General features: G+C 66.6%; 29 protein-coding genes. 9 read left to right on the forward strand and 20 right to left on the reverse strand.

What is annotated here, in order from left to right; translation table 11 throughout:
• Genes AC1D02_RS20585 through AC1D02_RS20600 form a run of 4 tightly spaced genes read left to right on the forward strand, consistent with a single transcriptional unit; the run spans position 1 to position 3125 of the window.
• Complete coding sequence (locus AC1D02_RS20585; protein ID WP_477320329.1) at positions 1-870, forward strand: metallophosphoesterase family protein; 870 nt, start codon at positions 1-3, stop codon at positions 868-870.
• Between the two features lie 21 nt (positions 871-891).
• On the forward strand, positions 892-1620 hold the full coding sequence (locus tag AC1D02_RS20590) for a P-loop NTPase family protein (RefSeq protein ID WP_477320330.1): 729 nt from the start codon (positions 892-894) through the stop codon (positions 1618-1620).
• Positions 1621-1626: 6 nt separating this feature from the next.
• On the forward strand, positions 1627-2124 hold the full coding sequence (locus AC1D02_RS20595; RefSeq protein WP_477320331.1) for a hypothetical protein: 498 nt from the start codon (positions 1627-1629) through the stop codon (positions 2122-2124).
• Complete coding sequence (locus AC1D02_RS20600; RefSeq protein ID WP_477320332.1) at positions 2121-3125, forward strand: cation diffusion facilitator family transporter; 1005 nt, start codon at positions 2121-2123, stop codon at positions 3123-3125. Before AC1D02_RS20595 ends, AC1D02_RS20600 begins: the two co-directional genes overlap by 4 nt.
• Positions 3126-3196: 71 nt before the next feature.
• On the opposite strand, the gene cysK is transcribed toward AC1D02_RS20600, so the two are convergent.
• From cysK to tcdA, 3 genes are all read right to left on the reverse strand, one after another.
• Positions 3197-4126, reverse strand: a complete 930-nt coding sequence (gene cysK, locus AC1D02_RS20605; protein WP_477320333.1) for a cysteine synthase A — start codon at positions 4124-4126, stop codon at positions 3197-3199.
• A gap of 30 nt (positions 4127-4156) precedes the next feature.
• Positions 4157-4621, reverse strand: a complete 465-nt coding sequence (locus tag AC1D02_RS20610; RefSeq protein ID WP_477320334.1) for an FKBP-type peptidyl-prolyl cis-trans isomerase — start codon at positions 4619-4621, stop codon at positions 4157-4159.
• Positions 4622-4697: 76 nt separating this feature from the next.
• On the reverse strand, positions 4698-5549 hold the full coding sequence (gene tcdA / locus AC1D02_RS20615) for a tRNA cyclic N6-threonylcarbamoyladenosine(37) synthase TcdA (protein WP_477320335.1): 852 nt from the start codon (positions 5547-5549) through the stop codon (positions 4698-4700).
• Positions 5550-5629: 80 nt separating this feature from the next.
• Between tcdA and pdxH the strand changes: the two genes are divergently transcribed.
• Together pdxH and AC1D02_RS20625 are read left to right on the forward strand one after the other, a co-directional pair.
• Positions 5630-6820, forward strand: coding sequence for a pyridoxamine 5'-phosphate oxidase (pdxH, locus tag AC1D02_RS20620; protein WP_477320336.1), 1191 nt, complete (start codon positions 5630-5632; stop codon positions 6818-6820).
• Between the two features lie 42 nt (positions 6821-6862).
• The gene (locus tag AC1D02_RS20625) at positions 6863-8098 is read left to right on the forward strand and encodes a class I SAM-dependent methyltransferase (RefSeq protein WP_477320337.1); all 1236 of its coding nucleotides are present in this window, start codon (positions 6863-6865) and stop codon (positions 8096-8098) included.
• Between the two features lie 39 nt (positions 8099-8137).
• Here AC1D02_RS20625 and AC1D02_RS20630 read toward each other — a convergent pair whose 3' ends face one another.
• Both AC1D02_RS20630 and msrA read right to left on the reverse strand, forming a co-directional pair.
• Positions 8138-8818 (reverse strand): hypothetical protein, encoded by a 681-nt coding sequence (locus AC1D02_RS20630; protein ID WP_477320338.1) that lies wholly within the window; start codon positions 8816-8818, stop codon positions 8138-8140.
• 127 nt (positions 8819-8945) lie between these two features.
• Positions 8946-9479, reverse strand: a complete 534-nt coding sequence (msrA, locus tag AC1D02_RS20635) for a peptide-methionine (S)-S-oxide reductase MsrA (protein ID WP_477320339.1) — start codon at positions 9477-9479, stop codon at positions 8946-8948.
• 132 nt (positions 9480-9611) lie between these two features.
• On the opposite strand from msrA, the gene AC1D02_RS20640 reads away from it, so the two are divergent.
• Together AC1D02_RS20640 and AC1D02_RS20645 are read left to right on the forward strand one after the other, a co-directional pair.
• The gene (locus tag AC1D02_RS20640; RefSeq protein WP_477320340.1) at positions 9612-10124 is read left to right on the forward strand and encodes a flavin reductase family protein; all 513 of its coding nucleotides are present in this window, start codon (positions 9612-9614) and stop codon (positions 10122-10124) included.
• A gap of 71 nt (positions 10125-10195) precedes the next feature.
• Complete coding sequence (locus AC1D02_RS20645) at positions 10196-11392, forward strand: acyl-CoA dehydrogenase (protein ID WP_477320341.1); 1197 nt, start codon at positions 10196-10198, stop codon at positions 11390-11392.
• Positions 11393-11420: 28 nt separating this feature from the next.
• Here AC1D02_RS20645 and AC1D02_RS20650 read toward each other — a convergent pair whose 3' ends face one another.
• From AC1D02_RS20650 to AC1D02_RS20720, 15 genes are all read right to left on the reverse strand, one after another.
• On the reverse strand, positions 11421-12455 hold the full coding sequence (locus AC1D02_RS20650) for a hypothetical protein (protein ID WP_477320342.1): 1035 nt from the start codon (positions 12453-12455) through the stop codon (positions 11421-11423).
• Between the two features lie 134 nt (positions 12456-12589).
• Positions 12590-12988 carry a DoxX-like family protein gene (locus AC1D02_RS20655; RefSeq protein ID WP_477320343.1) on the reverse strand — a complete coding sequence of 133 codons (399 nt, stop codon included), beginning with the start codon at positions 12986-12988 and terminating at the stop codon, positions 12590-12592.
• Positions 12985-13455, reverse strand: coding sequence for a DUF2269 family protein (locus tag AC1D02_RS20660; protein WP_477320344.1), 471 nt, complete (start codon positions 13453-13455; stop codon positions 12985-12987). Before AC1D02_RS20660 ends, AC1D02_RS20655 begins: the two co-directional genes overlap by 4 nt.
• Positions 13452-14558, reverse strand: coding sequence for a saccharopine dehydrogenase family protein (locus AC1D02_RS20665; RefSeq protein WP_477320345.1), 1107 nt, complete (start codon positions 14556-14558; stop codon positions 13452-13454). Before AC1D02_RS20665 ends, AC1D02_RS20660 begins: the two co-directional genes overlap by 4 nt.
• A 57-nt stretch (positions 14559-14615) precedes the next feature.
• Positions 14616-15287 (reverse strand): OmpW/AlkL family protein, encoded by a 672-nt coding sequence (locus tag AC1D02_RS20670; protein WP_477320346.1) that lies wholly within the window; start codon positions 15285-15287, stop codon positions 14616-14618.
• 14 nt (positions 15288-15301) lie between these two features.
• Positions 15302-16831, reverse strand: a complete 1530-nt coding sequence (locus AC1D02_RS20675) for an alpha/beta hydrolase family protein (RefSeq protein ID WP_477320347.1) — start codon at positions 16829-16831, stop codon at positions 15302-15304.
• 172 nt (positions 16832-17003) lie between these two features.
• A complete protein-coding gene (locus AC1D02_RS20680) occupies positions 17004-18032 on the reverse strand; it encodes an L-threonylcarbamoyladenylate synthase (RefSeq protein ID WP_477320348.1) in 1029 nt (342 codons plus the stop codon).
• Positions 18029-19213: a 5-(carboxyamino)imidazole ribonucleotide synthase gene (locus AC1D02_RS20685; RefSeq protein WP_477320349.1), complete on the reverse strand. Its 1185-nt coding sequence runs from the start codon at positions 19211-19213 to the stop codon at positions 18029-18031. The genes AC1D02_RS20680 and AC1D02_RS20685 overlap by 4 nt, the downstream gene beginning before the upstream one ends.
• Positions 19210-19710, reverse strand: coding sequence for a 5-(carboxyamino)imidazole ribonucleotide mutase (gene purE, locus AC1D02_RS20690; protein WP_477320350.1), 501 nt, complete (start codon positions 19708-19710; stop codon positions 19210-19212). Before purE ends, AC1D02_RS20685 begins: the two co-directional genes overlap by 4 nt.
• A gap of 1 nt (position 19711) precedes the next feature.
• Positions 19712-20605 (reverse strand): phosphoribosylaminoimidazolesuccinocarboxamide synthase, encoded by an 894-nt coding sequence (locus AC1D02_RS20695; protein WP_477320351.1) that lies wholly within the window; start codon positions 20603-20605, stop codon positions 19712-19714.
• Positions 20606-20695: 90 nt separating this feature from the next.
• The gene (gene fba / locus AC1D02_RS20700; protein ID WP_477320352.1) at positions 20696-21760 is read right to left on the reverse strand and encodes a class II fructose-bisphosphate aldolase; all 1065 of its coding nucleotides are present in this window, start codon (positions 21758-21760) and stop codon (positions 20696-20698) included.
• Positions 21761-21822: 62 nt separating this feature from the next.
• Positions 21823-23271, reverse strand: a complete 1449-nt coding sequence (pyk, locus tag AC1D02_RS20705) for a pyruvate kinase (RefSeq protein WP_477320353.1) — start codon at positions 23269-23271, stop codon at positions 21823-21825.
• Positions 23272-23302: 31 nt separating this feature from the next.
• Positions 23303-24508 (reverse strand): phosphoglycerate kinase, encoded by a 1206-nt coding sequence (locus AC1D02_RS20710; RefSeq protein ID WP_477320354.1) that lies wholly within the window; start codon positions 24506-24508, stop codon positions 23303-23305.
• Positions 24509-24580: 72 nt separating this feature from the next.
• Positions 24581-24910 (reverse strand): AzlD domain-containing protein, encoded by a 330-nt coding sequence (locus AC1D02_RS20715; RefSeq protein ID WP_477320355.1) that lies wholly within the window; start codon positions 24908-24910, stop codon positions 24581-24583.
• Positions 24907-25656: an AzlC family ABC transporter permease gene (locus AC1D02_RS20720; RefSeq protein WP_477320356.1), complete on the reverse strand. Its 750-nt coding sequence runs from the start codon at positions 25654-25656 to the stop codon at positions 24907-24909. Before AC1D02_RS20720 ends, AC1D02_RS20715 begins: the two co-directional genes overlap by 4 nt.
• A gap of 200 nt (positions 25657-25856) precedes the next feature.
• Between AC1D02_RS20720 and AC1D02_RS20725 the strand changes: the two genes are divergently transcribed.
• On the forward strand, positions 25857-26051 hold the full coding sequence (locus AC1D02_RS20725) for a zinc-finger domain-containing protein (RefSeq protein WP_305506611.1): 195 nt from the start codon (positions 25857-25859) through the stop codon (positions 26049-26051).
• Positions 26052-26059 lie beyond the last annotated feature (8 nt).

Below are 26059 nucleotides of genomic sequence, written 5' to 3' on the forward strand. Positions count from 1 at the left end.
TTGCGCGCGCTCCTGACCGTCCTCGCGGCCTGCCTGGCATTGCCGGCCGGCGCGGCGCCGGTCACCGTGTACGCCGCTGGCGACATCGCGCGCTGTGGCGATTCCGACCCCAAATGGTCGGGCGCCGCGGCCACCGCCGCCGTGATCAGCGCCGGCCTGGCCGCCGATCCGCAGGCCAGGGTGCTGGCATTGGGCGACCTGACTTATCCACGCGGCGCGCTTGCCGAATTTACGAACTGCTACGGCCCGACCTGGGGCAGGTTCAAGGAGCGCACCCTGCCGGCGCCCGGCAACCATGAATACGCGACGCCGAAAGCGGCCGGCTACTTCGCTTATTTCGGCGCCATCGCCGGCCGCGGCTACTATCGCGTCCAGCTGGGCGAATGGCAGCTGTATTCGCTCGACAGCAACCTCGCCCCCGCCGCGCACCGGGCGCAGACGGCGTGGCTGCGCGAGGAACTGGCGCGCCACCCCGCACGCTGCACCCTCGCATACTGGCACCACCCGCTGTATAGTTCCGGGGTGAAAGGCAATGATCCTGTCATGAAGGATGCCTGGCAGGCGTTGTATGATGCCGGCGCGGAGCTGGTGCTGTCCGGGCACGATCACCTGTACGAACGGTTCGCGCCGCAGGATGGCGATGGCCGGCGCGACGATGCGCGCGGGATCCGCCAGTTCGTCGCCGGCACCGGCGGCGCCTTCCCGACACCGTTCCTGCTGGCGCGGACCAACAGCGAGGCGCGCGACAGCAACCACATGGGCGTGCTCAAGCTGGTGCTGAAGGACGACGGCTACGACTGGGAATTCCTGGCGGCGTCGAACGGCGACCCGGGGTGGCTGCCCGACCGCGGCAGCGCGCGCTGTCACTGAGATCATTATTTGGAGCACTCGATGCACAACACGGTTCACTTCATCCTGCAGGGCAAAGGCGGCATCGGCAAGACGCTGGTATCGACCGTCCTGGCCCAATGGCTGGCGACGAAGGACACGCGCCCGCTGCGCTGCTACGACACCGACCAGGAAAACGCCACCTTCTCGCGCTACAAGGCGCTGAACGTCAAGCACGTGCCGGTGATGACGGACACCCGCACCATCGACCCGAAGCGCTTCGACGCGCTGATGATCGATTTGCTCGAAGAGGAAGGCAACTGCGTAGTCGACAACGGCGCCAACACCTTTTCGCCGCTGATGGGCTACCTGCTGGAGAACGACTGCTTCGACATGCTCAAGGAAGCGGGCCGCAAGGTCTACATCCACACCATCGTCGGCGGCGGCGACACGCTGCACGACACGGCGATGGGCTTCGTCTCGACCGCCAAGTCGACCGACGTGCCGCTGGTGCTGTGGGAGAACGAGCATTTCGGCCTGCTGCAGTCGGCCAGCGGCAAGCAGTTCACCGACTCGCACACCTACGCCGATCACGCCGAGCGCGTGGCAGGGCGCGTGGTCCTCGCGCAGCGCAACGCCGACACCTTCGGCGCCGACATCAAGAAGATGAACATCGCCCGCATGACGGTCGAGGAAGTGCGCGCCAGCGAGAAGTTCAACGTGATGGAAAAGCAGCGCATCAAGGTCGTGTTCCGCGACCTGTTCGAGCAGCTCGACAAGGTCAACTGGTAAGCGCCGATGGACCAGCAAAAACTGCGCTCCCTGGTATTTGACAAGACCGGCGTCAGGATCGACGTCGACGACCCGGTGTTCGCGCTGGTCGCGCTCAACGAGGCGGTGCTGGCCGAAGCGGTCGAGCGCCACGTCGCGCTGCTCGACGACGCCACGCGCGAGCTGGCCGAGCGGCTGCAGGACGGCGGCCTGGCCAGCGCCGCGCCGCACCAGACGGCGGCGCTGCTGCAGCCGGCCGGCGCGCTCAAGCCGGCGCCCGGTCCGAATTATGCGGAAAAGCGCATAATTGCGATCGCCGCCGGCGCCGCGGTACTGGGCGCCTTGCTGGTGCTGTTCGGGCAGGCGTTGTTCTTCAAGCCACAGCCCGCGCCGATCATCCAGGCGCGCGAGCTGACCGAGGAACAGGCCAGCGCGATCCGCAACGGCGAAAAGCTCGAACGCATCGTGCAGAAGCTCGACCCGAAAACCCGTAAAGAAATCCGCGCAGAGATGCAGAAGCCATGACTGACCACCACGACCATCACGCGCACCACGACCACGACCACGATCACGATCACAAGCACGATCATGGCCACGGTCATGGCCATCACCATCATCCGGTGGACCCGAACGGCAACCGGCGCGCGTTCGCGCTGGCGATCTCGCTGAACACGATGTTCGTGGCGATCGAATTCACCTACGGCTTCATCGCCAACTCCACCGCGCTGATGGCCGACGCGGGCCACAACCTGTCCGACGTGCTTGGCCTGGCGCTGGCCTGGGGCGCGGCGATCCTGGCGCAGCGCGCGCCGAACCGCCACTTCACGTACGGGCTGCGCAGCTCGTCGATTCTCGCGGCGCTGGGCAACGCGCTGCTGCTGATGGTGGCGTGCGGCGCGATCGGCTGGGAAGCGGTGCAGCGCTTCAGCGCGCCGGCGCCGGTGGCGGGATGGACGGTGTCGATCGTGGCGCTGGTCGGCGTTGCCGTCAACGGCATCTCGGCGTGGCTGTTCATGGCCGGCAGCAAGGACGACATCAACGTGCGCGCGGCGTATCAGCACATGGCGGCCGACGCCGCGATCTCGCTTGGCGTGGTGATTTCAGGCGCGATCATCGCGTACACCGGGCTGGCCTGGATCGACCCGGCGGTCAGCCTGGTGATCGTGGTGCTGATCGTGCTGTCGACCTGGTCGCTGCTGCGCGAATCGCTGCGCATGGTGCTGGCGGCGGTGCCGGCGAACGTGGATCCGCACAAGGTGCGCGAATTCCTCGACGCGCTGCCTGGCGTGACGGAGATCCACGATTTGCATATCTGGGCGATGAGCACGACGGAGACGGCGCTGACGGCGCACCTGGTGATGCCGGCGGGGTATCCGGGCGACGAGCAGCTCGACGCAATCACGGCGCAGCTGGAGAAGAAGTTCGCGATCCACCACAGCACGCTGCAGATCGAGCAGGGGACGACCGCGCACGGCTGCTCATTGCACGCACCGGCGCCAACGCCATCGCACGGTCACGCGCACTAGCACGCGGCGCCGACAACCCCGGGGACTAGGCGTCCCCGTCGCTCCGGCGGACCTGACCCCATTGTTATCGCTCAGGCCAGGTTGGCGTACAGCGCCGTACTCAGATAGCGTTCGCCAAACGACGGAATGATCGTGACGATCACCTTGCCCGCGTTTTCTGGACGGCGCGCGACCTGGATCGCCGCCCACAAGGCCGCTCCCGACGAAATCCCCACCAGCAGTCCTTCCTCGCGCGCGGCCGCCCGCGCGGTGGCAAACGCATCATCGTTCTTCACGGTGATGACTTCATCGTAGATCTGGGTGTTGAGCACCTGCGGCACGAACCCTGCGCCGATGCCCTGGATCGGATGCGGCCCCTTGGTGCCCTTCGACAGCACGGGCGACGCTTGCGGCTCGACGGCGATGACCTGGAAGCCGGGCCTGCGCGACTTGATCACTTCACCGACACCGGTGATGGTGCCGCCGGTGCCAACGCCGGCCACCAGGATATCGACCTTGCCGGCCGTATCGCGCCAAATCTCTTCGGCCGTGGTGCGGCGGTGCACCTCGGGATTGGCCAGGTTGTTGAATTGCTGCGGCATGAACCAGCCGGGATTGGCCGCGACCAGTTCCTCGGCCTTGCGGATCGCGCCCAGCATGCCTTCGGCGCCGGGCGTGAGCACCAGTTCGGCGCCGTACGCGCGCAGCAGGGTGCGGCGCTCGGTGCTCATGGTCTCGGGCATCACCAGGGTGCATTTGTAGCCGCGCGCCGCGCACACCATCGCCAGCGCGATGCCGGTGTTGCCGCTGGTCGGCTCGACGATGACGGTGCCCGGGCCGACCTTGCCGGCCTGCTCGGCCGCCTCGATCATCGCCAGGCCAATGCGGTCCTTGACGCTGTGGGCCGGATTGTGGAATTCCAGCTTGGCGAGGATTTCGGCCGGCGCGCCCTGTGCCAGGCGGCGGATGCGCACCAGCGGGGTGTTGCCGATCAGTTCAGTGACATCGTTGGCGATTCTCATGCTGAGGCTCCCGCTGGTAAGGTTGAACTTTTACTTAACGTCGAGCAGTTCCACGTCGAAGATCAGGTCGGAGTCCGGCGGAATCGCACCGCCGCCGGCGCCCTTCTTGCCGTAGGCCATCTCGCTTGGAATGATCAGGGTACGCTTGCCGCCAACCTTCATGCCGGCGACGCCCTGGTCCCAGCCCTTGATGACGCGGCCGGCGCCGAGCGGGAACACCAGCGGGTCGCCGCGGTCGAGCGAAGAATCGAACTTCTTGCCGCGCTGCTTGGCTGCCATCGGCTTGTAGAACCAGCCGGTGTAATGGACCACGACGTTGCTGCCGGCGGTGGCTTCCTTGCCGGTGCCGACAACGTTATCGATCTTGACCAGCGGATTGGCCGGCTCGGCCGGAGCGACGACGGTGGCGGAGGCTTGGGCCGACGCATCCTGGCCGGCGGCCTGGGCGATCGAGGCAGCGGCGCACAGCATGGCAAACAGTACGGAACGAATCATGTGGAGTGCTCTTTCGAAAGAAGGTCAAACTGGATAATTCTGCAACGCTATCATATCAACAAACTTCCCACCGGGGTCAGACCAAGTGGTCTGACCCCGGTGTGGCGGGCGTGGCGCTGTCGGCAAGTTTGCGCAACAAATGCGCCGCCGCGACCATGCCGAAGCTGGCCGTCACCACGACGCCCGAACCGAAGCCGGCGCAGTTGATGCCGGTGATGCCGCGCTGGTCGGCGTCCAGCGAGCAGCTGTCCTCGCCGTCCGGATAGCGCAGCGGCTCCATCGAGAACACGGCGTCGACGTTGAATTTGTTCTTCTCGCCGCGCGGAAAGCCGTAGTGGTTGCGCAACAGCTTGCGCACCCGCTTGAGCAGCGGCTCCTGCTCGGTCTTGGCCAGGTCGCGCACCGCGATCCGCGTCGGGTCGGTCTGTCCGCCCGCGCCGCCGGAGGTCAGCAGCGGCAGCTGGTGGTCGCGGCAATACGCGATCAGCGCGGCCTTGGCCTTGGCGCTGTCGATCGCATCGACCACGTAGTCGAAGCCGCGCCCGCCCAGCAACGCATCGAGGTTGTCGGGCGTGATGAAGTCTTCGACCAGCGTGACCTTGCAATACGGGTTGATCTGGGCGATGCGCTCGGCCAGCGCGTCGATCTTGGCCTGGCCGATGGTGCCCGACATGGCCTGGATCTGGCGGTTGATGTTCGATTCGCCGACGTTGTCGAGGTCGATCAGGGTCAGCGCGCCGATCGCGCTGCGCGCTAGCGCCTCGACGATCCACGAGCCCACGCCGCCGACGCCGATCACACACACGTGCGCGCTGGTGAAGCGATCGAGCGCCGGCTGTCCGTACAGCCGCGCGATTCCGCCGAAGCGGCGCGCGAAATCGACTTCTTCGTTATGATGGAGAGGAATAGAATTGGTGAGGGATTTCATCCGTGTATTTTAACGGACGTTGCCGCCCGGACTGCTCTAAAATGTCCATTCGTCAACGAAGAAATTTCCCGAAAGAGCGAATGAACATGAACGCCCTGCCCGACACCGCTCCCGGATTCGACCAGCCGATCGCCGTGCTGAAACACTGCCACGACCGGATCCGCAAACAGCTCGCGACCATGCAGAAGCTGCTGCCCCACCTGGCGCGCCACGGCGCCGACGAGCAGGCGCAGCAGGCGGCGCAGGCGGTCATCAAGTATTTCGACAAGGCCGCCCACCTGCACCACGCCGACGAGGAAGAAAACCTGGTGCCGATGCTGCAGTCGGTCGCCCAGGGCGAGGACGCGGCCACCTTGGCCGAACTGGTCCCCGGCATCCTGCGCGAGCACGACGAGATGGATGCGATGTGGCAAAGCCTGCACGAGCAGCTCGCCGCGATCGCCGCCGGCAGCGGGCAGGCGCTGGACGCCGGCGTCGTGGAACAGTTTGCGCAGCGCTACACCGCCCACATGGAACGCGAGGAGGCCCGCATCGCGCCGATGGCCAAGCGCCTGTTCACGCCGGCGCAGATGGCGCAACTGGGCGAGGCGATGCAGGTGCGCCGCGGCATCCTGCCGGCGCCGGCCGCGGCAGGCGATGCCGTCGCCGCCCTGCGCAAGGACTACAGCCAGGACACGCTGAACGAAGCGGACGTCGCGGCCGACCCATTCGACCAGTTCAACGCCTGGTTCGAGCAGGCGCTGGCGGCCGAAGTGAACGAGCCGAACGCGATGAGCGTGGCCACCGTAGACACGGACGGCAAGCCGACCTCGCGCATCGTCCTGATCAAGCAGTTCGACCGCCGCGGTTTTACGTGGTACACCAACTATGACAGCCAGAAGGGGCGCCAGCTGGCCGCCAATCCGCACGCCGCTTTATTATTCTTCTGGAGCGAACTAGAACGCCAAATCCGGATCGAAGGAGTAGTCGAGCGCACTTCCGAAGAAGAGAGCGACAAATATTTCAACAGCAGGCCGCTGAAAAGCAGGCTTGCCGCGATCGCGTCGGCGCAGAGCGCCCCGATCGCCAATCGCGAAGCGCTCGAACAGCATTACGACGCGGTGGCGAAAGAAGCCGGCGACTCCCCGGCCCGCCCCGACCACTGGGGCGGCTTCCGGCTGGCGCCGCAGCGCATCGAATTTTGGCAAGGCAGACGTTCACGTTTTCATGACCGCATCGTCTACACGCTGCAGCAGGACGGCAGCTGGAAGCGGCAGCGGTTGCAACCGTAGGTCGCGCAATTCGCATTGCGCCATTCAGCCAGGGGGTGCAGCGTGTTTGACCAGTTTCGACTCAGCCACTGGAGCGCGGACATCCGCAGCCAGCTCGCATTGCCGCTGCGCGTCATCCTGTGGAACGGCCAGCAGATCGATTTTTCATCGGAGCCGCCGCGCGTGACGATCAAGGTGCCGCATCCGTCCGCGGTGCGCTACCTGGTGTCGCCGTCATTGCTGAACCTCGGCACGGCCTACGTCGAGGGCGCGATCGAGGTCACCGGGCGCGCCGCCGACATGATCGCCATCGTCAATGCGCTGGCGCGCGCCAGCCTCAAGCCGCACGGCATCCTGTCGCGCGCCGTGCGCTCGATAATGCCGGCGCACACGCGCGAGCGCGACGCCGAAGCGATCCGCTACCACTACGACGTTTCCAACGAATTCTACGGCGCCTGGCTCGACCCGCAGATGGTGTACTCCTGCGCCTACTTCGAAAACGGCGACGAGGACCTGGCCACCGCGCAGCTGAAGAAGATCGACCACATCCTCGCCAAGATCGACCTGAAACCAGGCCAGACCCTGCTCGACATCGGCTGCGGCTGGGGCGCGCTGGCGATCCGCGCGGCCGAGCGCTTCGGCGCGCGCTGCGTCGGCGTCACGCTGTCGGAAAACCAGGCGCGGCTGGCGCGCGAGCGGGTCGAGGCGGCCGGCCTGCAGCACCTGGTCGAGATCCGCCTGCAGGACTACCGCGACGTCGATGGCCAGTTCGACCGCATCACCAGCGTGGGCATGTTCGAGCACGTCGGCATCGCCCACCTCAAGGAATATTTCACGCGCGTCAACGCGCTGCTGGCGCCGGACGGCGTCGTGATGAACCACGGCATCACCACCACCGACGTGCACAGCCGCGGCACGCCGTATGGCGGCGGCGAATTCATCGACCGCTACGTGTTCCCGGACGGCGAACTGGCGCACCTGGGCACGGTGATCCGCAGCATGCAGCAAGGCGGACTCGAAGTGCGCGACGTGGAAAACCTGCGGCGGCACTATGCCCGCACCTGTGCGATCTGGACCGACAATTTCGAGGCGAACGCGGAGAAGATCGCGCAGCTGGCCGATCCGAAGCGCTTCCGGATCTGGCACGTGTACCTGGCCGGCTGCAGCTACGCCTTCAACAACGACTGGATCAGCCTGTACCAGATCGTGTGCGGCAAGGCGGGCCAGCAGCCGTCGGCGCTACCGTGGTCGCGCCGCTACATGTACGAGGAATCCTTGGGGTCAGGTCCGGCGGAATGACGGGGACGCCTAGTCACCGGTGTTGATCGCGGAGGGCGATCAGAAGCGGTAGGACACGCCCACGCGCAGCACCGGAAAGAAGCGCGGCGCGGTATTGTCGGCTTCGAGGCGGCTGCGTTCGGCGGTGACGTCGCGCGCCAGCGCCTGGCACAGCGCGGCCGAACCGGTGCAGCCGGTGTTGGTCAGGGTGACATTGCCGCGGCCCTGGTAGAAGGCGCCGATGTCGCTGGTGAAATGGAAGCCTGGCGCGCCGGCCAGCGCATCGCCCCAGCCGATGCCGACGTAAGGCGCCAGCTTGCGGAATTCGACGCCGCCGTTCAGCACGCCGAATTGCGAGGCCGAATACTGCGCGCCGTTGATGGTGACGACACCGTTGCTGACCGGCTTGTTCCGGTAGTGGAACTCGTTGCCGTCGTAAATCGCGCCGCCGGTCAGGTGCAAGCTGCTGTCGGCGATCGGGTACCAGTCGGCCAGCAGGTCGACGTTCAGCAGCTTGAGGCTGATGTCGTAGTCGATCGAATCGACCGTCTCGCTCAGGTTGCCCTTCAGGTAGTGCAGGCCCACGCGGCCGGTGACGTTGTTGGCGACGCGGTGGCTGAGGTAGCCGCCGATGCCGGTGCTGCCCAGGTCGAGCGAAAACGCGGTCGACGATTGCGCCTGCGCGGCGCCGGTGACGGTGGCGGCCACGGCGAACGCGAGCGCGAGTTTATTTAAAGTCATTAATTTCCCCAAGGTAAAATTTGCACCCGGGGATTGTAAACACGAAGGATTCGGAAGGACAGCGTTTTTGCGAAACGGCATGCTCGCAGACACCATCGGGGTCAGGTCCGGCGGACCTGACCCCCGCTTACTTCAGGCGGTTGGCAAAGGTGTTGCGGAACTTGGCAACCTTGGGCGCTACCACGAAGGCGCAGTAGCCCTGCAGCGGATGCTGTCGGAAATAGTCCTGGTGGTAGTCCTCGGCCTTGTACCAGGTCTGCTGCGGCATCAGTTCGGTGACGATGGGCGCATCCCACACGTTGGCCATCTCGGCCATCACGTGGCGCGCCGTCTCCTGCTGCTCCGGCGTGGTGGTGAAAATCACCGAGCGGTACTGGGTGCCGACGTCGTTGCCCTGGCGGTTCAGCGTGGTCGGGTCGTGGATCGTGAAGAACACTTCGAGGATGTCGCGGTAGCTGATCTGCTGCGGGTCGAATTCGAGCCGCACCACCTCGGCATGGCCGGTGCTGCCGGCGCACACCTGCTCGTAGGTCGGGTCGGGCTGGTGGCCGCCCATGTAGCCGGACTCGACCTTGGTCACGCCGCGCGCTTCCAGGTACACCGCCTCCAGGCACCAGAAACAGCCGCCGCCGAGGATCGCCACTTCGGTTTGGTTCGTCATTTCACACCCCGGGCACATTTTTTCATAGCGATAACTGTAACGCAAAGCGCCCGGGCGCGCACGCCGCGCCGCTGCGTAAGTAACATCTCGGGCGGCAAATTTGGCATAATGGCTCAAATCCACAAGGCACCAATGAACACTAGCTCTCCCCGCGCCGCCGCGCCCCAGTTCGACTCGGCGCAATTTCGCCAGGCGCTGTCGCAGTTCGCCACCGGCGTCACGGTCATCACGACCAGGCTGGCCGACGGCAGTTTTCGCGGCCTGACCGCCAGCTCCTTCAATTCCGTCTCGCTCGACCCGCCGCTGGTCCTGTGGAGCCTGGGCGGCGCCGCCAACAGCCTGCCCATCTTCAGCGGCAATTCGCATTACGTGATCAACGTGCTGGGCGCCGACCAGGCCGCGCTGGCCGAGCGCTTTTCGCGCCGCAGCGACAATCCTTTCGCCGACACCGAGTACGAGCTGTCGCGCACCGGCCAGCCCATCCTCAAGGGCGTCTCGGCCTGGTTCGAGTGCCACAACCGCTCGCGCTATCCGGAAGGCGACCACGTGATTTTCGTCGGCGAAGTCGAGGAATGCGCATTCCAGCCGCAGTCCTCGCTGATCTTCCACGGCGGCCGTTTCAGCAGCACGGTTCCGGTAAAATAGCGCAACCGCAAAGCTGGCTATACAAGTGCCGGCGTTGCCCTCCTCATCGACCAATCCGACAGGACATCCCCATGAACAAACCAGAATCGCCGCGCAAGGCCTTATTCCACTGGGACGATCCGCTGCTGCTCAACAGCCAGCTGACCGACGACGAGCGCATGGTGCGCGAGGCCGCCGCCGCCTACTGCCAGGACAAGCTTCAGCCGCGCGTCCTCGAAGCGTTCCGCCACGAGAAGATGGACACGTCGATCTTCCGCGAGATGGGCGAACTGGGCCTGCTGGGGCCGACCATTCCGGCCGAATACGGCGGCTCGGGCATGAACTACGTCTGCTACGGCCTGATCGCGCGCGAAGTCGAGCGCGTCGATTCAGGCTACCGCTCGATGATGAGCGTGCAGTCGTCGCTGGTGATGGTGCCGATCTACGAGTTCGGCACCGAAGCGCAGCGCCAAAAATACCTGCCGAAGCTGGCCTCCGGCGAGTGGATCGGCTGCTTCGGCCTGACCGAGCCGAATCACGGCTCCGACCCGAGCTCGATGATCACCCGCGCCAAAAAGGTCGCCGGCGGCTACGCGCTGACCGGCTCGAAAATGTGGATCACCAATTCGCCGGTGGCCGACGTCTTCGTCGTGTGGGCCAAGGACGATGAAGGCGCGATTCGCGGCTTCGTGCTGGAAAAGGGCATGGCCGGCCTGTCGGCGCCGGCGATCCACGGCAAGTTCGGCCTGCGCGCTTCGGTGACCGGCGAGATCGTGATGGACAACGTGTTCTGCCCGGAAGAGAACGCGTTCCCGGACGTGCGCGGCCTGAAGGGCCCGTTCACCTGCCTGAATTCAGCGCGCTACGGCATCGCCTGGGGCGCGCTCGGCGCGGCCGAAGCGTGCTGGCACATCGCGCGCCAGTACACCATGGACCGCACCCAGTTCGGCCGTCCGCTGGCCGCCAACCAGCTGGTGCAGAAGAAGCTGGCGGACATGCAGACCGAGATCACGCTGGGCTTGCAGGGCTGCCTGCGCCTGGGCCGCATGAAGGACGAGGGCACCGCGGCGGTCGAAATCACGTCGATGATGAAGCGTAACTCGTGCGGCAAGTCGCTCGACATCGCCCGCGTCGCCCGCGACATGCTGGGCGGGAACGGCATCTCCGACGAATTCGGCGTGATCCGCCACATGGTCAACCTCGAGGTCGTCAACACCTACGAAGGCACGCACGACATCCATGCGCTGATCCTGGGCCGCGCGCAGACGGGCATCCAGGCGTTCCAGTAACGGCGAAGATGTGGTGACCAGATGGGGTTCAGGTCCGGCGGACTTGAACCCTTTTTTTTCCGCGCAGCGTGAACATCGCCAGCAGGGCGCCGGCCATCAGGCTCGCCGTTCCCGGCTCGGGCACCGGTGTCGGCGCGCGCGGCGGCACCACGCTCCTGGGCGGAATCAATGGCGTGCCCGGCGGATCCTGGGGCGGCGTTGATACCGGCGGATCCTGCGGCTTCGGCGGATTTTGCGGCGCCGGCGTGTCCGTCGGCGGCGGCGTGTCCTCCGGCTGCGTCACAACCACGCCGTGCAGCACGATCGGCGGCGCCGACAGGGTGCGCACCGGGTCGACCCCGGGCAACACTGCCAGCGGCGGCGCGAAAATGCCGGGCCGCGCCGTCGGTTCCACCCCGCTCGACATCGCGGCCAACTGCACCGATGGCGTGTCGGCGGCGCGCGGCGCCGGCCCCTGCCCCATCGGCACCGCCGCCCCCGCCTCGCTGATACCCTCGGCCGACGCGTACATCGTGTCGAGCACTTCCGGCGCCGGCGCGTCGACCATCATGACCGGCGCCATTTGCGCCACCGACAGCAGGTTGCCGCAGCGCGTACGCGCCGTGTTGGCGCCGTCGGTGATGACGGTTTCGCCCGCCGCCAGCATGACCTTCTTGCCGGTCCAGAAAATCTTGTCGCCCACCCGGTAGGACACGTGCATCCACTGCGGCGCGGCGAGCCGGACCACCCGCGCCTTCGCCACGTCGAAGTGCGCGTAATGCGCCGCCACCACCGGATCGCGCAGCACGGCGCCGGCCAGTTCGGCGCGGCTATGCACGCCGCCCGGGACCACCGAGTAGCGATACGCCAGCCGCTGCCGCTGTCCCGCAAGCGCAGGCGCGCCCGCGGCGACCGGCGCCATGGCGACACCGTCCGGCGCGGCGGCGCCGCGCGGCGGCGCTTCGCTGTGCGCGACCCATACAATCAGCGCGCACAGCAGCGCGCCAACGCCGAGCATCACGCTGCGGGTCGGCGCCGCTTTCAGCGGCTTCTTGTATTTTCGGACACGCGTACGGATGCGCATGGAGCGGTTTTGTGAGTATTAATGCCACAAAGTAACATAAGTTACGTGAGCAAAATACTATTTTTGTTCGGATTGGGACAAACCGTTGTCCAGAACATACACTTTATGCCGCGCGGCCGCTTGCGGCCCGGCTTTCAGCGCCGCTCCGCCAGCGCCAGCATCGCCAGGCACGTCAGCACGGTGAGGTTCTTGGTGATCGCACCGAAGGGATGCATCAGGAACTCGGGAAGGAACAGGCAGATCACGACGCTGTAGGCGCCGACCAGCAGGAACTGCGCCTGCCAGAGCAAACGCCTGGCATATATAAGCGAGGCGACTCCCATCATCAGGTCCAGCCCGCACGAGGCCGCGAACGCCACGTCGGTGTGGACCGTGACGCCGGCCTTGCGCAGCATGCCGATCGAATCGGCATGCGGATGAACATACCAGGAGACGAAGGCGGTCCAGAGCCAGATGAAGGCGATCCCGAGCCGCATGCTCCAGTACAGGCGGCTCAAGGTCCGGTCGTCGTGCAGCGCGTGGAACCGCGTCATAGGACCGGCTTGGCGACCATCAGCCAGTACACGGCGATGAGCGCCAGGAAGGCGGGAACGCCGAGCCAGAACCAGGTGCGCGCATGCGCCCAGTACAGCGCCGGCAAAGGGGAGCCGGCCGCATCGGCCGCACGCGCGAGCGCCCGCATGCGCATCTGCAGCCACACGACCGGCAGCCAGCAGCACCCCGCCAGCGCGTACAGGCACAGCGAATACAACACCCAGCCGCTCGCCAGCGGGTAGCCGGCCAGCTGCACCATGGCCAGTCCCGACAACGGCTGCATGATGACGGCCGGCGTGGTGAAGATCCAGTCCGCCAGCACCGTGCGTTCGGCCGAGATGCGGATCGCGCGGACATCGCCGCTGCGGTCCGTGATCCACTTGAAGAAGGCGATGCCGATGCCGGTGCCGAACAGGATGGTGGCGCTCAGGATGTGCAGCGACTTGACGGCCAGGTAGACGCTCACGCCGGCACCTCGCGCACGTCGAATCCCTTCAGCGCGGCGAGATACTCCTCCACCGTCAGGATGCCGATGCACGGCATGGCGCCATGCGGCAGTTCATCGCCGCGCGCCAGCTTGCCGGCCAGCGCGATCGCGGCGCCGCACGGGATGTGCGGTCCGTGATTTTGCGCCGCAAGCAGCTGCCATTCCAGGCTGAGGACGCGGCCGTCGACGCCGATGCCATGCATCGCGACGAACATGCCGCCCTTGTCGCTGATGAACGGTTCGAGCCACCGGCTGACCGCTTGCAGCGGCGCGGCCAGCGGCACCAGGCTGCGCAGCATGCCGAAGCGAACCAGCTGCGCCGCGGCCCAGATCAGCAGGTGTCCGGGCGCGCTGGCGAAGCCGGCATGGAAGGTCACGGTTTTCACGCCTGGATAGCGGACCGGGAATAGCGCCAGGTCGGGCACGTCGCAGCTCCCCAGCAGGCGCGCGCCGACCGGCGCGTGAAACCGGTGGCGCTTCATGTCGAGCCAACCGTAGGCCCGCTCGGTCCGGCCGGCGACGCGCCGTCCGAACGGTTTGCCGCAGTAGCCGAACACGCCGCGCATGGTGGCCAGGCCGGGCGCGCGGGCGCCCGAGGCGATGCCGTGCCTGATCGATTTCAGCCTGCGAAAGCGCGGCGCGTAGCGGTCGACGACGGCCGATGACAGGGCCGGCAGCGAGCTGGCGCCGCTGGTGACCAGCACGCCGCGCGCCCGCGCCAGCTGGTCCAGCTGGCCGATGCCGGCGACGAAGTCGCGGCCGTCGGCCAGGTCGATGTAGTTGGCGCCGGCCTCGATCGCCGCGCGCGCGACCCGGTAGTCCTGGCCCTGGAACGGTCCGGCGGTGTGAACCAGCGTCGCCACCCGCAGCGCCGCAAGCTCCTGCGCCAGCTCGGGCGCGTCGGCGTCGATGGCGATCGCCTGCTCCGGGGCCAGCCCCAGCTCGAGCGCCAGGCGCAAAGCCTGACTTGCATCGCGCCCGCCAATGAGCAGGCGGATGTCCGGGTTGACGGAAAGCGCCCGGCAGATCCGGGCGCCGAAAAAACCGTAGCCGCCGATGACGAGGGTTGTATGTGGCGCCAATATGTCTTCCTGAAAAAAACCCGCCGAAGCGGGTTTTTTAGTTTGCAGGCGCCGGGATCAGAAACTGTAACCCAGGCACAGCGTCGCCACGATCGGCTTGAAGTCGATCTCGGTGCGGCGCTCGATGCTGCCGGTGGTCGCGGTCAGCTTCGATTTCACCTGCGCCTTGATCACCGACGCATGCACCGACCAGCGCGCGTCGAAGCGGTAATCCGCGCCGACCTGGCCGGCCGCGCCGGTCGACGGCGTCAGCGAAATATGGGTCGGGCCGCCGCTCGCCAGCATGCCCGAGTCGGTCGACTTGCCATCGTAGAAGCGGGTGTGGTTGATGCCCAGGCCGACGAACGCGCGCAGCGCGCTGTCGCGCGAGCCGAAGGTGTAGTTGACGAACAAGGTCGGTGCGGCCTGCTTGACCTTGGCGATGACGCCGAACGGCGCCAGCGTGCCGCGGCCGATCACTTCCTGGCTTGGCGGAACACCGCCGGCCAGTTCGACATCCCAGTTGTCATTCAGCGCGCGGCTGTACGACAACAGCAACGTGGTGGCGTCCTTGATATGCACGCCGGCCGGCTGCGGCGTCAGGAAGGCCGGGCCGGTGGCGGTGAAGTCGGGCGAGCTGTCATGCACCATGATGTGGCCGACGCCGACGCGCACGGTATTTTGTTGGGCGCTTGCGGCCAGCGACGTCAGTCCCAGCAGTACACAGGCGGCGAGTTGATTAAGTTTCATGTAATACCCTCGAATTAAAGACCGGAAGCCAGGACGCCCTGGAAGAACCCGCGTGCGGCGGCATTGCAGAACGGATAGACCAGCGTGCCGTGGTACGAGCCGGCGACAGCCACGTTCGGATCGATGCCGGCCTTGACGGCGGCCTGGATGGCAGCGGTCTTGGACTGGCCGAAGCCGACCTTGGCGGCGGCGTAGGGGTCGGTCGCGCTGGTCGGCGCCGAATCGACGTCGAGCACGGTCAGCGCGGCCGCCGGCAGGCCCTTGGCGGCGAAATAGCCGGCGGTGGCCTGGGTGCTGGCGAAGAACACGGTCGGATCGCTGTGTCCGCCGCACAGCATCACCGGCACGGTCGGCACGTAGGTGCGCAGGTCATTCTTCACGGACAGCTTGCGGAACACGTTGGCGGGGGTGCAGTTGAGCGGGTTGGCCGGATCGACGTTGCATGGGTTGGCGGCCGCGTCAGCGAGGTAACTGGTGCGGAAGCTCGACTTGATCAGGTTGCCGGCGCCAAAGAAGGGCGCGAACTGCGGCGAGCTCGGGCCTGGCAGCGAGTCCGCGGCGAACAGCGCGGTCTGCGGCAGCTTGCCGTTGGTGAACAGCTGGGTCGTGGTCAACGGGCCCGGCAGCAGCGTGTCGATGCCGGTGGCGTACTGCGTTTCGTAAATGTCGGAAGGCGTGTTGTACAGGCCGCCGTACGAGTTCTGCCAGCTGGTGGTGATCAGCGGGATGAACACGGTGCCGCCCGCATTCGGGCTGCCGGCGAAGGTGACGTCGCTCAGCAGCGACAGCGCGTACGGACCGGACTGGCCGGCAAACGCGGTGACCTTGAACTCGGACGCCAGCGTGGTCTGCATCGTGCGCTGGGCCGCCATCGCCGCGTAGCCACCTTCGGAATAGCCGGTCAGGAACAGCTTGCCCGAATCGGCCGCGCCGATCGCGCCAAAGGCCTTGCGCGCCGCGCGCAGCGAGTCGATCAGGTCGTTGCCTTGCTGCTCGGCGTTCAGGTAAGGGTGGTAACTCAGCGACGAGGTGTCGTAGCCGGCGTAGTTCGGCGCCACCACGATGAAGCCTTGCGCCGCGTAGGTCGCCGCCGCCAGGGTGGCTTCCTTGTTGTCGCGCAGGTTGGCCATGTTGTTGTTCTTCTCGACGCTGGTGCCGTGGGCGAACACGACGACCGGGCGCGGACCGGAGCAGGCCGGGTCGGTGCCCGACGGCACCATGATGGCGCCGCTGGCGGAGGCCGCTTCGCCCTTGCCGCCGACTGTTCCGTATTGCATGTAATAGGTCGATACCGCGCATTTCGGCACGCCGGTGACCTGGGTCAGGCCTGGCTGGGACGCTTCGAGCATCTGGGCGAACACGGCCGGTTCGAGCTTGGCGACCGCAGTGCCGTCCGCTTGCGGGATCGGCACCAGGTTCGGCGGGCTGGCCATCAGCGAGCCGCGGGTCAGCGTGGTGTCCGTGGTCGGACCTTTGTCGCCGCCGCCGCAACCGACCAGCACTGCAGCGCTCGCGATGGCGAGTGCGAATGTAGTTTGACGCATTGTGTCTCCAAGAATTAGGTAATGGTGGACGAAGTGAACGTCCGTGCTATTGCATACCGCTTCATATTGCCAGTCTTGGGAGCGGTTGTATAGAAAAAAGCTTGCTCCTGCGCACTTTCGCGGCATCGGCGCGACGGTGTCACGCGATGCGCATGAAAAACCCCTTGACGCGTCAATACGAGGTCGGCGCTTGCCGGTTGAGCAGGCCGTGGACGATGCCGGCCGAGCCGTGCGCGGCGCGGCGCAGGCGGTCGTTGACGCCCAGCCAGGCGTCGCCTTGCGGCGGCGCTTCGACCAGGATCAGGTCGGCGCCGGTGTGGTCCATCGCGCGCAGCGACGCATACAGCGCGTGCGCGAATCCGTCCGGGCTGGCCGGCAGCCGCGCCTGCGCGTGCGCGGCAGGGAAATCGGAATAGTGGATCAGCGCGACCTTGCGGCCGGCCTGCCGCAGCTGCGCCAGCGTGATCTTCAAGGTGTCGCTGTCCTGCATCGCCACCGGCGTGTGCGGCGCGTAGTGCGATTCGAGCGTGCCGGACGCGCGCGGCGCGGCGACGTCGGGCGGCGCCGGCAGGCGGTCGATCACCGCGGCGATCGCGTCGGCGCCGATGTGGCCGGGACGCAGCAGCACCGGGCCGTGCGTGGCCAGGCGCGACAGGTCGACGATGGTCGATTCGATGCCGACCTCGCTGGCGCCGCCATCGAGCACCAGCGCGACCGGGCCGTCGGCGCCGAATTCATCGCGCACGTGCTGCGCGGTGGTCGGGCTGACGTTGCCGAACTTGTTGGCCGACGGCGCCGCGACGCCGCCGCGGCCGCCCTTGAATGCCTGCAGCAGCGCGATCGCCACCGGATGCGACGGGCAGCGCAGGCCGACCGTGTCCTGGCCGCCGGAGACGTCCGCCGGAATGTGGGCGGCGCGCTTGAGGATCATCGTCAGCGGGCCGGGCCAGAACGCCGCGGCCAGCTGGCGCGCCTCCGACGGAATGTCGGCGGCCCAGTAATCGAGGTCGGCGTCCGGCGCCAGGTGCACGATCACCGGATGGTCCTGCGGGCGGCCCTTGGCCGCGTAGATCGCGGCGACGGCCGCCGGGTTCTCGGCGTCGGCGCCCAGGCCATACACTGTCTCGGTCGGGAACGCGACCAGCGCGCCCTGCTCGAGCGCGCGCGCGGCGGCGTCGATCGCGGTCTGGTCGAGGATCATGGTGCGATGCCGAGGATTTCGCAGGCGGCGCGCAGCTGTTCCTGCGCTTGCGACAGGGTCGGCGCGACGAAGGTGACATGGCCCATCTTGCGGCCGCGCCGCGCCTCTTCCTTGCCGTACAAGTGCAGGCAGGCGCCCGGCAGTTCGAGCACCTGGTCCCAGCCCGGCTCGCGCAGGGTATCGCCGTCGAACCAGGCGTCGCCCAGGATGTTGAGCATCACCGCCGGCGAATGCTGGCGCACGTCGCCGAGCGGCAGCCGCGCCATCGCGCGCACCTGCTGCGCAAACTGGCTAGTGATGCAGGCGTCCATCGTGTAGTGGCCGCTGTTGTGCGGGCGCGGCGCCATCTCGTTGACCACCAGCGAGCCGTCTTCCAGCACGAAGAACTCGATGCACAGCACGCCGACGTAGCCAAGCCTGGACACGATCGCGCGCGCCGCGTCCTGCGCCTGCAGCGCGCGGGTCGGCAGCACGTTCGGTCCAGGCACGGTGGTGGTGAACAGGATGCCGTCGCGGTGGACGTTTTCGGCGATCGGATACACCACCGATTCGCCGTCGGCGCCGCGCGCGGTCAGCACCGACACTTCGTAGGCCAGCGGCAGCATCTTCTCGAGCAGGCAGGTCACGCCTTTCATGGCGTCGAATGCGGCCCGCACGTCCTCGCGCGTGTCGACGCGCACCTGGCCCTTGCCGTCGTAACCCATGCGGACCGTCTTCAGGATCCCCGGCAGCAGGTTGTCATGGATTGCGGCGATGTCCGCGTGCGATGCGATGACCTGGTGCGGCGCCGGCATCACGCCCGACTCGTTGGCGCAATCGACGAAGAAGCGCTTCTCGGCGATGCGGTCCTGCGCGATCGACACGCAGTCGGCCGACGGCGCGACAAAACTGTGTTGGGCCAGCGCCGCCATGCTGGCGGCCGGCACGTTCTCGAATTCGGTGGTGACCGCCACGCACAGCGCCGACAGTTCGGCCAGCGCGGCCGGGTCGTCGTAGCCGGCTTCGATCAGGCGTTCGGCCGCATGGCCGGCCGGGCAATCGGCGGCCGTTTCCAGCACCGCGACCTTGTAGCCCATCGCCTGGGCTGCGTGCACGAACATGCGTCCCAGCTGGCCGCCGCCCATGACGCCGAGCCAGGCCGACGGCGTGGCGGACGGCAGGAAGGGAGTCGGCTTGTTCATGCTGGCGGCAACGTCATGGCCCTGGCGGCCGCGGTTTGCGCGGCGCGGAACGCCTCGAGCTTCGCAGCCAGCGCGTCGTCGCCGGCGGCGATCATCGCCACCGCGGTCAGCGCGGCGTTGGCGGCGCCCGCTTCGCCGATGGCGAAAGTGGCGACCGGCACGCCCTTGGGCATCTGCACGATCGACAGCAGTGAATCCTCGCCGCGCAGGTAGCGCGACGGCACCGGCACGCCCAGCACCGGCACGATGGTCTTGGCGGCGATCATGCCAGGCAGGTGGGCCGCGCCGCCGGCGCCGGCGATGATGGCGCGCAGGCCGCGCCCGCGCGCGCTTGTCGCGTAGGCGAACATCTCGTCCGGCATGCGGTGCGCCGAAATCACTTGCGCCTCATGCGCGATGCCGAATTCTTCCAGCACCGCCACCGCATGCCGCATCACTTCCCAGTCGGACGAGGAACCCATCACCACGCCGACCAGCACTTTCACTTGCTCGGTCATGTCAGGCTTCCAGTTTCTTGCCGGTGAGCCGTTCGATCGCTTCGAAGTACTTGGCCTGGGTCTTGTTGATCACGTCCAGCGGCAGCGAAGGCGCGGGCGCCGTTTTGCCCCAGGTGAGGGTCTCCAGGTAGTCGCGCACGAACTGCTTGTCGAACGAGGGCGGCGAGATGCCCGGCTGGTACGAGTCGGCCGGCCAGAAGCGAGAGGAATCGGCGGTCAGCACTTCGTCCATCAGGTGCAGCACGCCGTGCTGATCGAGGCCGAACTCGAACTTGGTGTCGGCGATGATGATGCCGCGCGTCGCCGCGTATTCGGCCGCGGCCTTGTACAGCTTGATGCTGATGTCGCGGATCGTCGCGGCCAGCTCGGTGCCGATGCGGCGCTCCATGTCGTCGTAGCTGATGTTCTCGTCATGCTCGCCCAGGTCGGCCTTCGCGGCCGGCGTGAAGATTGGCTCGGGCAGCTTGTCGGCCTGGCGCAGGCCGGCCGGCAGCGCGATGCCGCACACCGAACCTGTGTCCTGGTAATCCTTCCAGCCGGAGCCGATCAGGTAACCGCGCACCACCGCTTCGACCATGATCGGCTCGAGGCGCTTGGCGACGACCGCGCGGCCGCGCACCTGCTCGGCCTCTTCGGGCGCGACCACGCTTTCCGGCGCAATCCCGGTCAGGTGGTTCGGCACGATGCCGGCCAGCTTGTCGAACCAGAAATCGCTCATCTGGTTCAGGACCATGCCCTTGCCGGGAATCGGTTCGTTCATCACCACGTCGAACGCCGACAGGCGGTCGGTGGTCACGATCAGGATCTTGTCGTCGCCGACCGCATAGTTGTCGCGCACTTTTCCGCGTCCGAGCAATGGCAGGGACTGGATGGTGGATTGATAGAGGCTGTTCATAGGAGGATTTACCGGGAAACTTGGCCGGCGGGCTGCGCCGCCGGCTTGAGAAGTCAGGCCGCGCGAGGCAGCCTGTTCGAAACTGCGATTTTACTTGACGATCTGGGACAGCTCGCCCTTGGCGTAACGCTCGGCCATCTTGTCCAGCGGGATCGGCTTGATCTTGGCGGCCTGGCCGGCGCAGCCGAACTGCTCGAAGCGCGCCTTGCAGATCGCCATCGCCGCTTCGCGGGCCGGCTTGAGGAAGTCGCGCGGGTCGAACTTCGACGGGTTCTGGAACATGTATTGGCGCACGGCCGCGGTCATCGCCAGGCGGATGTCAGTGTCGATGTTGATCTTGCGCACGCCGTGACGGATGCCTTCCTGGATCTCTTCGACCGGCACGCCGTAGGTCTCCTTCATGTCGCCGCCGAATTCGCGGATGATCGCCAGCAGCTCCTGCGGCACCGACGACGAACCGTGCATCACCAGGTGGGTGTTCGGGATGCGCGCGTGGATTTCCTTGATGCGGTCGATGGCCAGGATGTCGCCGGTCGGCTTGCGGGTGAACTTGTAGGCGCCGTGCGAGGTGCCGATGGCGATCGCCAGCGCGTCGCACTGGGTGCGCGCGACGAAATCGGCGGCCTGGTCGACGTCGGTGAGCAGCTGCTCGCGCGTCATCGTGCCTTCGGCGCCGTGGCCGTCTTCCTTGTCGCCCTTCATGGTCTCGAGCGAACCGAGCACGCCCAGTTCGGCTTCGACGGTCACGCCGATCGAGTGCGCGAACTTGACCACTTCACGCGAGGTCTCGACGTTGTACTCGTAGCTGGCGACGCTCTTGCCGTCCGCTTCCAGCGAGCCGTCCATCATCACCGAGGTGAAGCCGGAGCGGATCGCGGTCATGCACACCGCCGGCGACTGGCCGTGGTCCTGGTGCATCACGACCGGGATGTGCGGGTAGGACTCGACGGCTGCGTCGATCAGGTGGCGCAGGAAGGCTTCGCCGGCATACTTGCGGGCGCCGGCCGAGGCCTGCATGATCACCGGGCTGCCGGTCTGGTCGGCCGCGGCCATGATGGCCTGGACCTGCTCGAGGTTGTTGACGTTGAATGCCGGCAGGCCATAGCCGTTTTCGGCGGCGTGGTCGAGAAGTTGACGGAGGGATACGAGTGCCATGTTAGAGCTCCAAACAATAGTAAAAATGGCGCCTGCGCGTTCCGCCAGGCGGCTTGGTCTGATCATCCGAATTCGCCGACGCGCACGATCTTGAGCGCGTTGGTGCCGCCGACCTGTCCCATCGGATCGCCCCAGGTAGCGACGATCATGTCACCCTTCGCGACGATCTTGTTGGCGACCATCAAAGCCTCGGCCTGGCGCAGCACTTCGCTGGCGCTGCCTTCCTGGCTCAGGTGGTAGGCGTGCACGTTGCGGTACAGCGCGACCTTGCGCTGGGTGCTGATCGACGGCGTCAGCGCGAAGATCGGCGTGTCGACCCGGTGCCGGCTCATCCACAGCGCGGTTGAACCGGACTCGGTCAGCGCGGCGATCGCCTTCACGCCCAGGTGGTGCGCGGTAAACAGCGTGCCGTAGGCGATCGACTGGTCGATGCGGGTGAACTTGACGTTGAGGAAGTCGGCGTCGAGCGTGTTGTATTCGGACTGCTCGGCCTCGACGCAGATCGCGGCCATCATCTCGACCGTCTCGATCGGGTACTTGCCGGAGGCGGTTTCGGCCGAGGTCATCACGGCGTCGGTGCCGTCCAGCACGGCGTTGGCGACGTCCGACACTTCGGCGCGCGTCGGCACCGCGTTGAAGATCATCGACTCCATCATCTGGGTCGCGGTGATGGTCAGCTTGTTCGACTCGCGCGCCATGCGGATCATGCGCTTTTGCAGCGCCGGCACCGCGGCGTTGCCCACTTCGACCGCCAGGTCGCCGCGCGCGACCATGATGCCGTCGGAGGCGTCGAGGATTTCCTGCAGCGCGGGAATGGCCTCGGCGCGCTCGATCTTGGCGATCAGCATCGGCTTGTGGTGGTAAGGCTCGCCGGCGATGTTGGCCAGCTGGCGCGCCATTTCCATGTCGGTCGCGCTTTTCGGGAACGACACGGCCAGGTAGTCGGCCTGGAACGCCATCGCCGTCTTGATGTCGTCCATGTCCTTGGCGGTCAGGGCCGGCGCGGTCAGGCCGCCGCCGGCGCGGTTGATGCCCTTGTTGTTCGACAGGATGCCGCCTACCCGCACCGTGGTGTGGATCTCGTGGCCCAGCACGCGATCGACGATCAGCACGATCAGGCCGTCGTTGAGCAGCAGCTTGTCGCCGGGGCGCACGTCGCGCGGCAGCGCCTTGTAATCGAGGCCGACGCGCTCCAGGTTGCCCAGTTCGCCGTTGTCGCCCCACTTGGCGTCGAGGATGAATTTGGCGCCCTGCTCGAGCATCACCTTGCCGTCTTCGAACTTGCCGACCCGGATCTTCGGGCCCTGCATGTCGGCCATGATCGCCACTTCGCGGCCGCATTCGGCGGCGGCGCGGCGCACCAGCGCGGCGCGGTCGATGTGGTCCTGGGCAGTGCCGTGCGAGAAGTTCAGGCGCACGACGTCGACGCCGGCGCGGATCATCTTCACCAGCATGTCGAAATCGGACGATGCCGGGCCGATGGTTGCAACGATCTTGGTGCCACGGAACATAGGATGCGCCTTCAGTGAGGTCAGGGGACGGTCAGGCCGGATGGCGTTGCAGCAGGATCTCCACGGCCGGCAGGGTTTTCCCTTCGAGGAATTCGAGGAAAGCGCCGCCACCGGTCGAGATATACCCGATTTTATCGGTAATGTTGTATTTTGCAATGGCCGCGAGGGTGTCGCCCCCGCCGGCGATCGAGAACGCCTTCGACTCGGCGATCGCCAGCGCCAGCGTTTTGGTGCCTTCGCCGAACTGGTCGAACTCGAACACGCCGACCGGGCCGTTCCAGACGATGGTGCCGGCCGTCCTGATCTGGTCGGCCAGCATCGCCGCCGTTTGCGGGCCGATGTCGAGGATCATGTCGTCGTCCTGCACCTCGGCCACCGGCTTGACGGTGGCGGCCGCGGTCGGCGAAAACTCCTTCGCGCACACCACGTCGACCGGGATCGGCACCACGGCGCCGCGCGCGTCCATCATGTCGATGATCGCCTTGGCCTCGCCTACCAGGTCGGCTTCGACCAGCGACTTGCCGATGTTCAGGCCGACGGCCTTCATGAAGGTGTTGGCGATGCCGCCGCCGACCACCAGGTGATCGACCTTGTCGGCCAGCGCCTTGAGAATCGACAGCTTCGACGAGACCTTCGAGCCGGCCACGATGGCCAGCAACGGACGCGCCGGGGCGCCGAGCGCCTTGCCCAGTGCGTCCAGTTCGGCCGCCAGCAGCGGGCCGGCGCAGGCGACCGGCGCGAACTTGGCGATGCCGTGGGTGGTGGCTTCGGCGCGGTGCGCGGTGCCGAAAGCGTCGTTGACGTAGACGTCGCACAGCTTGGCCATTTTCCGGGCCAGCGCGTCGTCGTTCTTCTTTTCACCCTTGTTGACGCGGCAGTTCTCCAGCAGCACGACCTGGCCCGGCGCGACATCGACGCCGTCGACCCAGTTTTGCTTCAGTGCGACCGGCTGGCCGAGCAGTTCGGACAGGCGCGCGGCGACCGGCGCCAGCGAGTCTTCCGGCTTGAATTCGCCTTCGGTCGGGCGGCCCAGGTGCGAGGTCACCATGACGGCGGCGCCGGCATCGAGGGCGGCGCGGATCGCCGGCACGGAGGCGCGAATGCGGGTGTCTTCGGTAATGTTGCCGGCGTCATCCTGCGGCACGTTCAGATCGGCGCGGATGAAGACGCGCTTGCCGCGCAGCGCCTGTTGATCGATCAAGTCTTGCAACCGGAGAAAATGAAGGGCTTCTTGCATGGCTTCGTCGCAGGTGAAAGTAGAAAGAACGCTATTTTACCTGATTGACATGGGAAAATCCCGAGGTCGGGATCACGTCAGCGCCAGCCGCAGCCCGGTAAACACCAGCATGCCGAACACGATCGTCTGCAGCATGTTCCGCCTCAGCAGGTAGAACACCACGGCGGCCACGCCCGCCAGCAGCTTGGGATTGGCCGCCGTCAGCTGCAACTGCCCCGCGCCGCCCAGCAACAGGTCGGGCGCGATGATCGCCGCCAGCGCGCAGGCCGGCGCATAGCGCAGCACTTCCTGCACCCGCTTGGGGATCGTGATGTGGTGGCCGACCAGCCAGAACGAGCTGCGGGTGGCGGCGGTCGCCACGGTCAGCACGCCAATCACCGCCCAGATTTCCCAATCGCTCATGGCTTCCCCTTGAATCGTTCCATGGTTTCCTCGACCGCCATCGCGGTCAGCATGCCGACCAGCACGGCGGCCAGCAGGCCCAGTTTGTATGGCAGGCCGAACGCCAGCACGGCCACGGCGCCGGCCACCAGCACGCCGCACAGCGCGGCCTTGTTGGCCACCAGCGGAATGGTGATGCACAGGATCGCCAGCGTGCCGGCAAATCCCAGGCCCCACTGCGGCGGGACCACGCTGCCAAGGAAGATGCCGGCGATCGAGCCGATCTGCCAGGCGCCCCAGTTCGGATACATCAGGCCCTTCAGGTAGGACAGTTTTCCGGGCGCCGGCGCCTCATCGGGAAAGCGCTGCAGGAACAGCGCCACCGTCATGTCGCCGGAAATGTAGCCGAGGCCGAAGCGCTGCTTCCATGGCAGGTGCGCGAAGTGCGGCGCCAGCAGCGCGGAAAAGATCACGAAGCGCAGGTTGACCGTCAGCGCGGTGGCGAACACCACCCAGATCGGCGCGTGCGCGAGAATCAGCGGCAGCGACGCCAATTGGGCGGAACCGGCGAACACCAGCAAGGTCATACCTAATGCCTGAGGAATCGTCAGCCCGGTCTTGATCATCGCGATGCCGACCACCAGGCCCCATGCGCCGATGCCGAACAGGGTCGGCATGCCGTCGCGCAGCCCTTCGCGCCACGCGGCCGGGTCGTGTGCGTCGGCCTGGACGGCGGGTGCGGCGGGGAGCGGCGCGGGCGCGCTCATGTGGTTTTCGCGCCACAACGGCGGCGGAGGGTCGGCAAGGCAAGGCGGAAACGGGCGGGCATCGGGGCGGCGAAAAAAGGATGGGCGGCGTGCGGAACTGAGGGGGCCATTTTACCGATCATTCCGGAATGCCGCCTGAATCCGCTAAAATCGAGGTTTTGCTTTGGCCGCAACGGCCGGTCTCACGGAGAACATCGAACATGAACGAGAACAAAACGCCTGCGGTAGAACTCGACGGCAAGGACCTTCCGGCGCATTGCCCGAACCCGGCGATGCCGCTGTGGTCGTCCCATCCGCGCGTCTTCCTCGATTTCGGCCACGACGGCCTGGCCAAGTGCCCGTACTGCGGCACCGAATATCGCCTCAAGCCGGGCACGGTCGCGGCGCACCACTGATCGGCGCC

The organism is Massilia sp. P1_C10 (genome assembly GCF_056406475.1).

What these genes read in the sequence shown, in the direction of transcription:
- AC1D02_RS20590 (WP_477320330.1), top strand. Translation starts at nt 892, where the DNA reads ATGCACAACACGGTTCACTTCATCCTGCAGGGCAAAGGCGGCATCGGC.
- AC1D02_RS20595 (WP_477320331.1), top strand. Translation starts at nt 1,627, where the DNA reads ATGGACCAGCAAAAACTGCGCTCCCTGGTATTTGACAAGACCGGCGTC.
- AC1D02_RS20600 (WP_477320332.1), top strand. Translation starts at nt 2,121, where the DNA reads ATGACTGACCACCACGACCATCACGCGCACCACGACCACGACCACGAT.
- cysK (WP_477320333.1), bottom strand. Translation starts at nt 4,126, where the DNA reads ATGAGAATCGCCAACGATGTCACTGAACTGATCGGCAACACCCCGCTG.
- AC1D02_RS20610 (WP_477320334.1), bottom strand. Translation starts at nt 4,621, where the DNA reads ATGATTCGTTCCGTACTGTTTGCCATGCTGTGCGCCGCTGCCTCGATC.
- tcdA (WP_477320335.1), bottom strand. Translation starts at nt 5,549, where the DNA reads ATGAAATCCCTCACCAATTCTATTCCTCTCCATCATAACGAAGAAGTC.
- pdxH (WP_477320336.1), top strand. Translation starts at nt 5,630, where the DNA reads ATGAACATGAACGCCCTGCCCGACACCGCTCCCGGATTCGACCAGCCG.
- AC1D02_RS20630 (WP_477320338.1), bottom strand. Translation starts at nt 8,818, where the DNA reads ATGACTTTAAATAAACTCGCGCTCGCGTTCGCCGTGGCCGCCACCGTC.
- msrA (WP_477320339.1), bottom strand. Translation starts at nt 9,479, where the DNA reads ATGACGAACCAAACCGAAGTGGCGATCCTCGGCGGCGGCTGTTTCTGG.
- AC1D02_RS20640 (WP_477320340.1), top strand. Translation starts at nt 9,612, where the DNA reads ATGAACACTAGCTCTCCCCGCGCCGCCGCGCCCCAGTTCGACTCGGCG.
- AC1D02_RS20645 (WP_477320341.1), top strand. Translation starts at nt 10,196, where the DNA reads ATGAACAAACCAGAATCGCCGCGCAAGGCCTTATTCCACTGGGACGAT.
- AC1D02_RS20650 (WP_477320342.1), bottom strand. Translation starts at nt 12,455, where the DNA reads ATGCGCATCCGTACGCGTGTCCGAAAATACAAGAAGCCGCTGAAAGCG.
- AC1D02_RS20655 (WP_477320343.1), bottom strand. Translation starts at nt 12,988, where the DNA reads ATGACGCGGTTCCACGCGCTGCACGACGACCGGACCTTGAGCCGCCTG.
- AC1D02_RS20670 (WP_477320346.1), bottom strand. Translation starts at nt 15,287, where the DNA reads ATGAAACTTAATCAACTCGCCGCCTGTGTACTGCTGGGACTGACGTCG.
- AC1D02_RS20675 (WP_477320347.1), bottom strand. Translation starts at nt 16,831, where the DNA reads ATGCGTCAAACTACATTCGCACTCGCCATCGCGAGCGCTGCAGTGCTG.
- AC1D02_RS20680 (WP_477320348.1), bottom strand. Translation starts at nt 18,032, where the DNA reads ATGATCCTCGACCAGACCGCGATCGACGCCGCCGCGCGCGCGCTCGAG.
- AC1D02_RS20685 (WP_477320349.1), bottom strand. Translation starts at nt 19,213, where the DNA reads ATGAACAAGCCGACTCCCTTCCTGCCGTCCGCCACGCCGTCGGCCTGG.
- purE (WP_477320350.1), bottom strand. Translation starts at nt 19,710, where the DNA reads ATGACCGAGCAAGTGAAAGTGCTGGTCGGCGTGGTGATGGGTTCCTCG.
- AC1D02_RS20695 (WP_477320351.1), bottom strand. Translation starts at nt 20,605, where the DNA reads ATGAACAGCCTCTATCAATCCACCATCCAGTCCCTGCCATTGCTCGGA.
- fba (WP_477320352.1), bottom strand. Translation starts at nt 21,760, where the DNA reads ATGGCACTCGTATCCCTCCGTCAACTTCTCGACCACGCCGCCGAAAAC.
- pyk (WP_477320353.1), bottom strand. Translation starts at nt 23,271, where the DNA reads ATGTTCCGTGGCACCAAGATCGTTGCAACCATCGGCCCGGCATCGTCC.
- AC1D02_RS20710 (WP_477320354.1), bottom strand. Translation starts at nt 24,508, where the DNA reads ATGCAAGAAGCCCTTCATTTTCTCCGGTTGCAAGACTTGATCGATCAA.
- AC1D02_RS20715 (WP_477320355.1), bottom strand. Translation starts at nt 24,910, where the DNA reads ATGAGCGATTGGGAAATCTGGGCGGTGATTGGCGTGCTGACCGTGGCG.
- AC1D02_RS20720 (WP_477320356.1), bottom strand. Translation starts at nt 25,656, where the DNA reads ATGAGCGCGCCCGCGCCGCTCCCCGCCGCACCCGCCGTCCAGGCCGAC.
- AC1D02_RS20725 (WP_305506611.1), top strand. Translation starts at nt 25,857, where the DNA reads ATGAACGAGAACAAAACGCCTGCGGTAGAACTCGACGGCAAGGACCTT.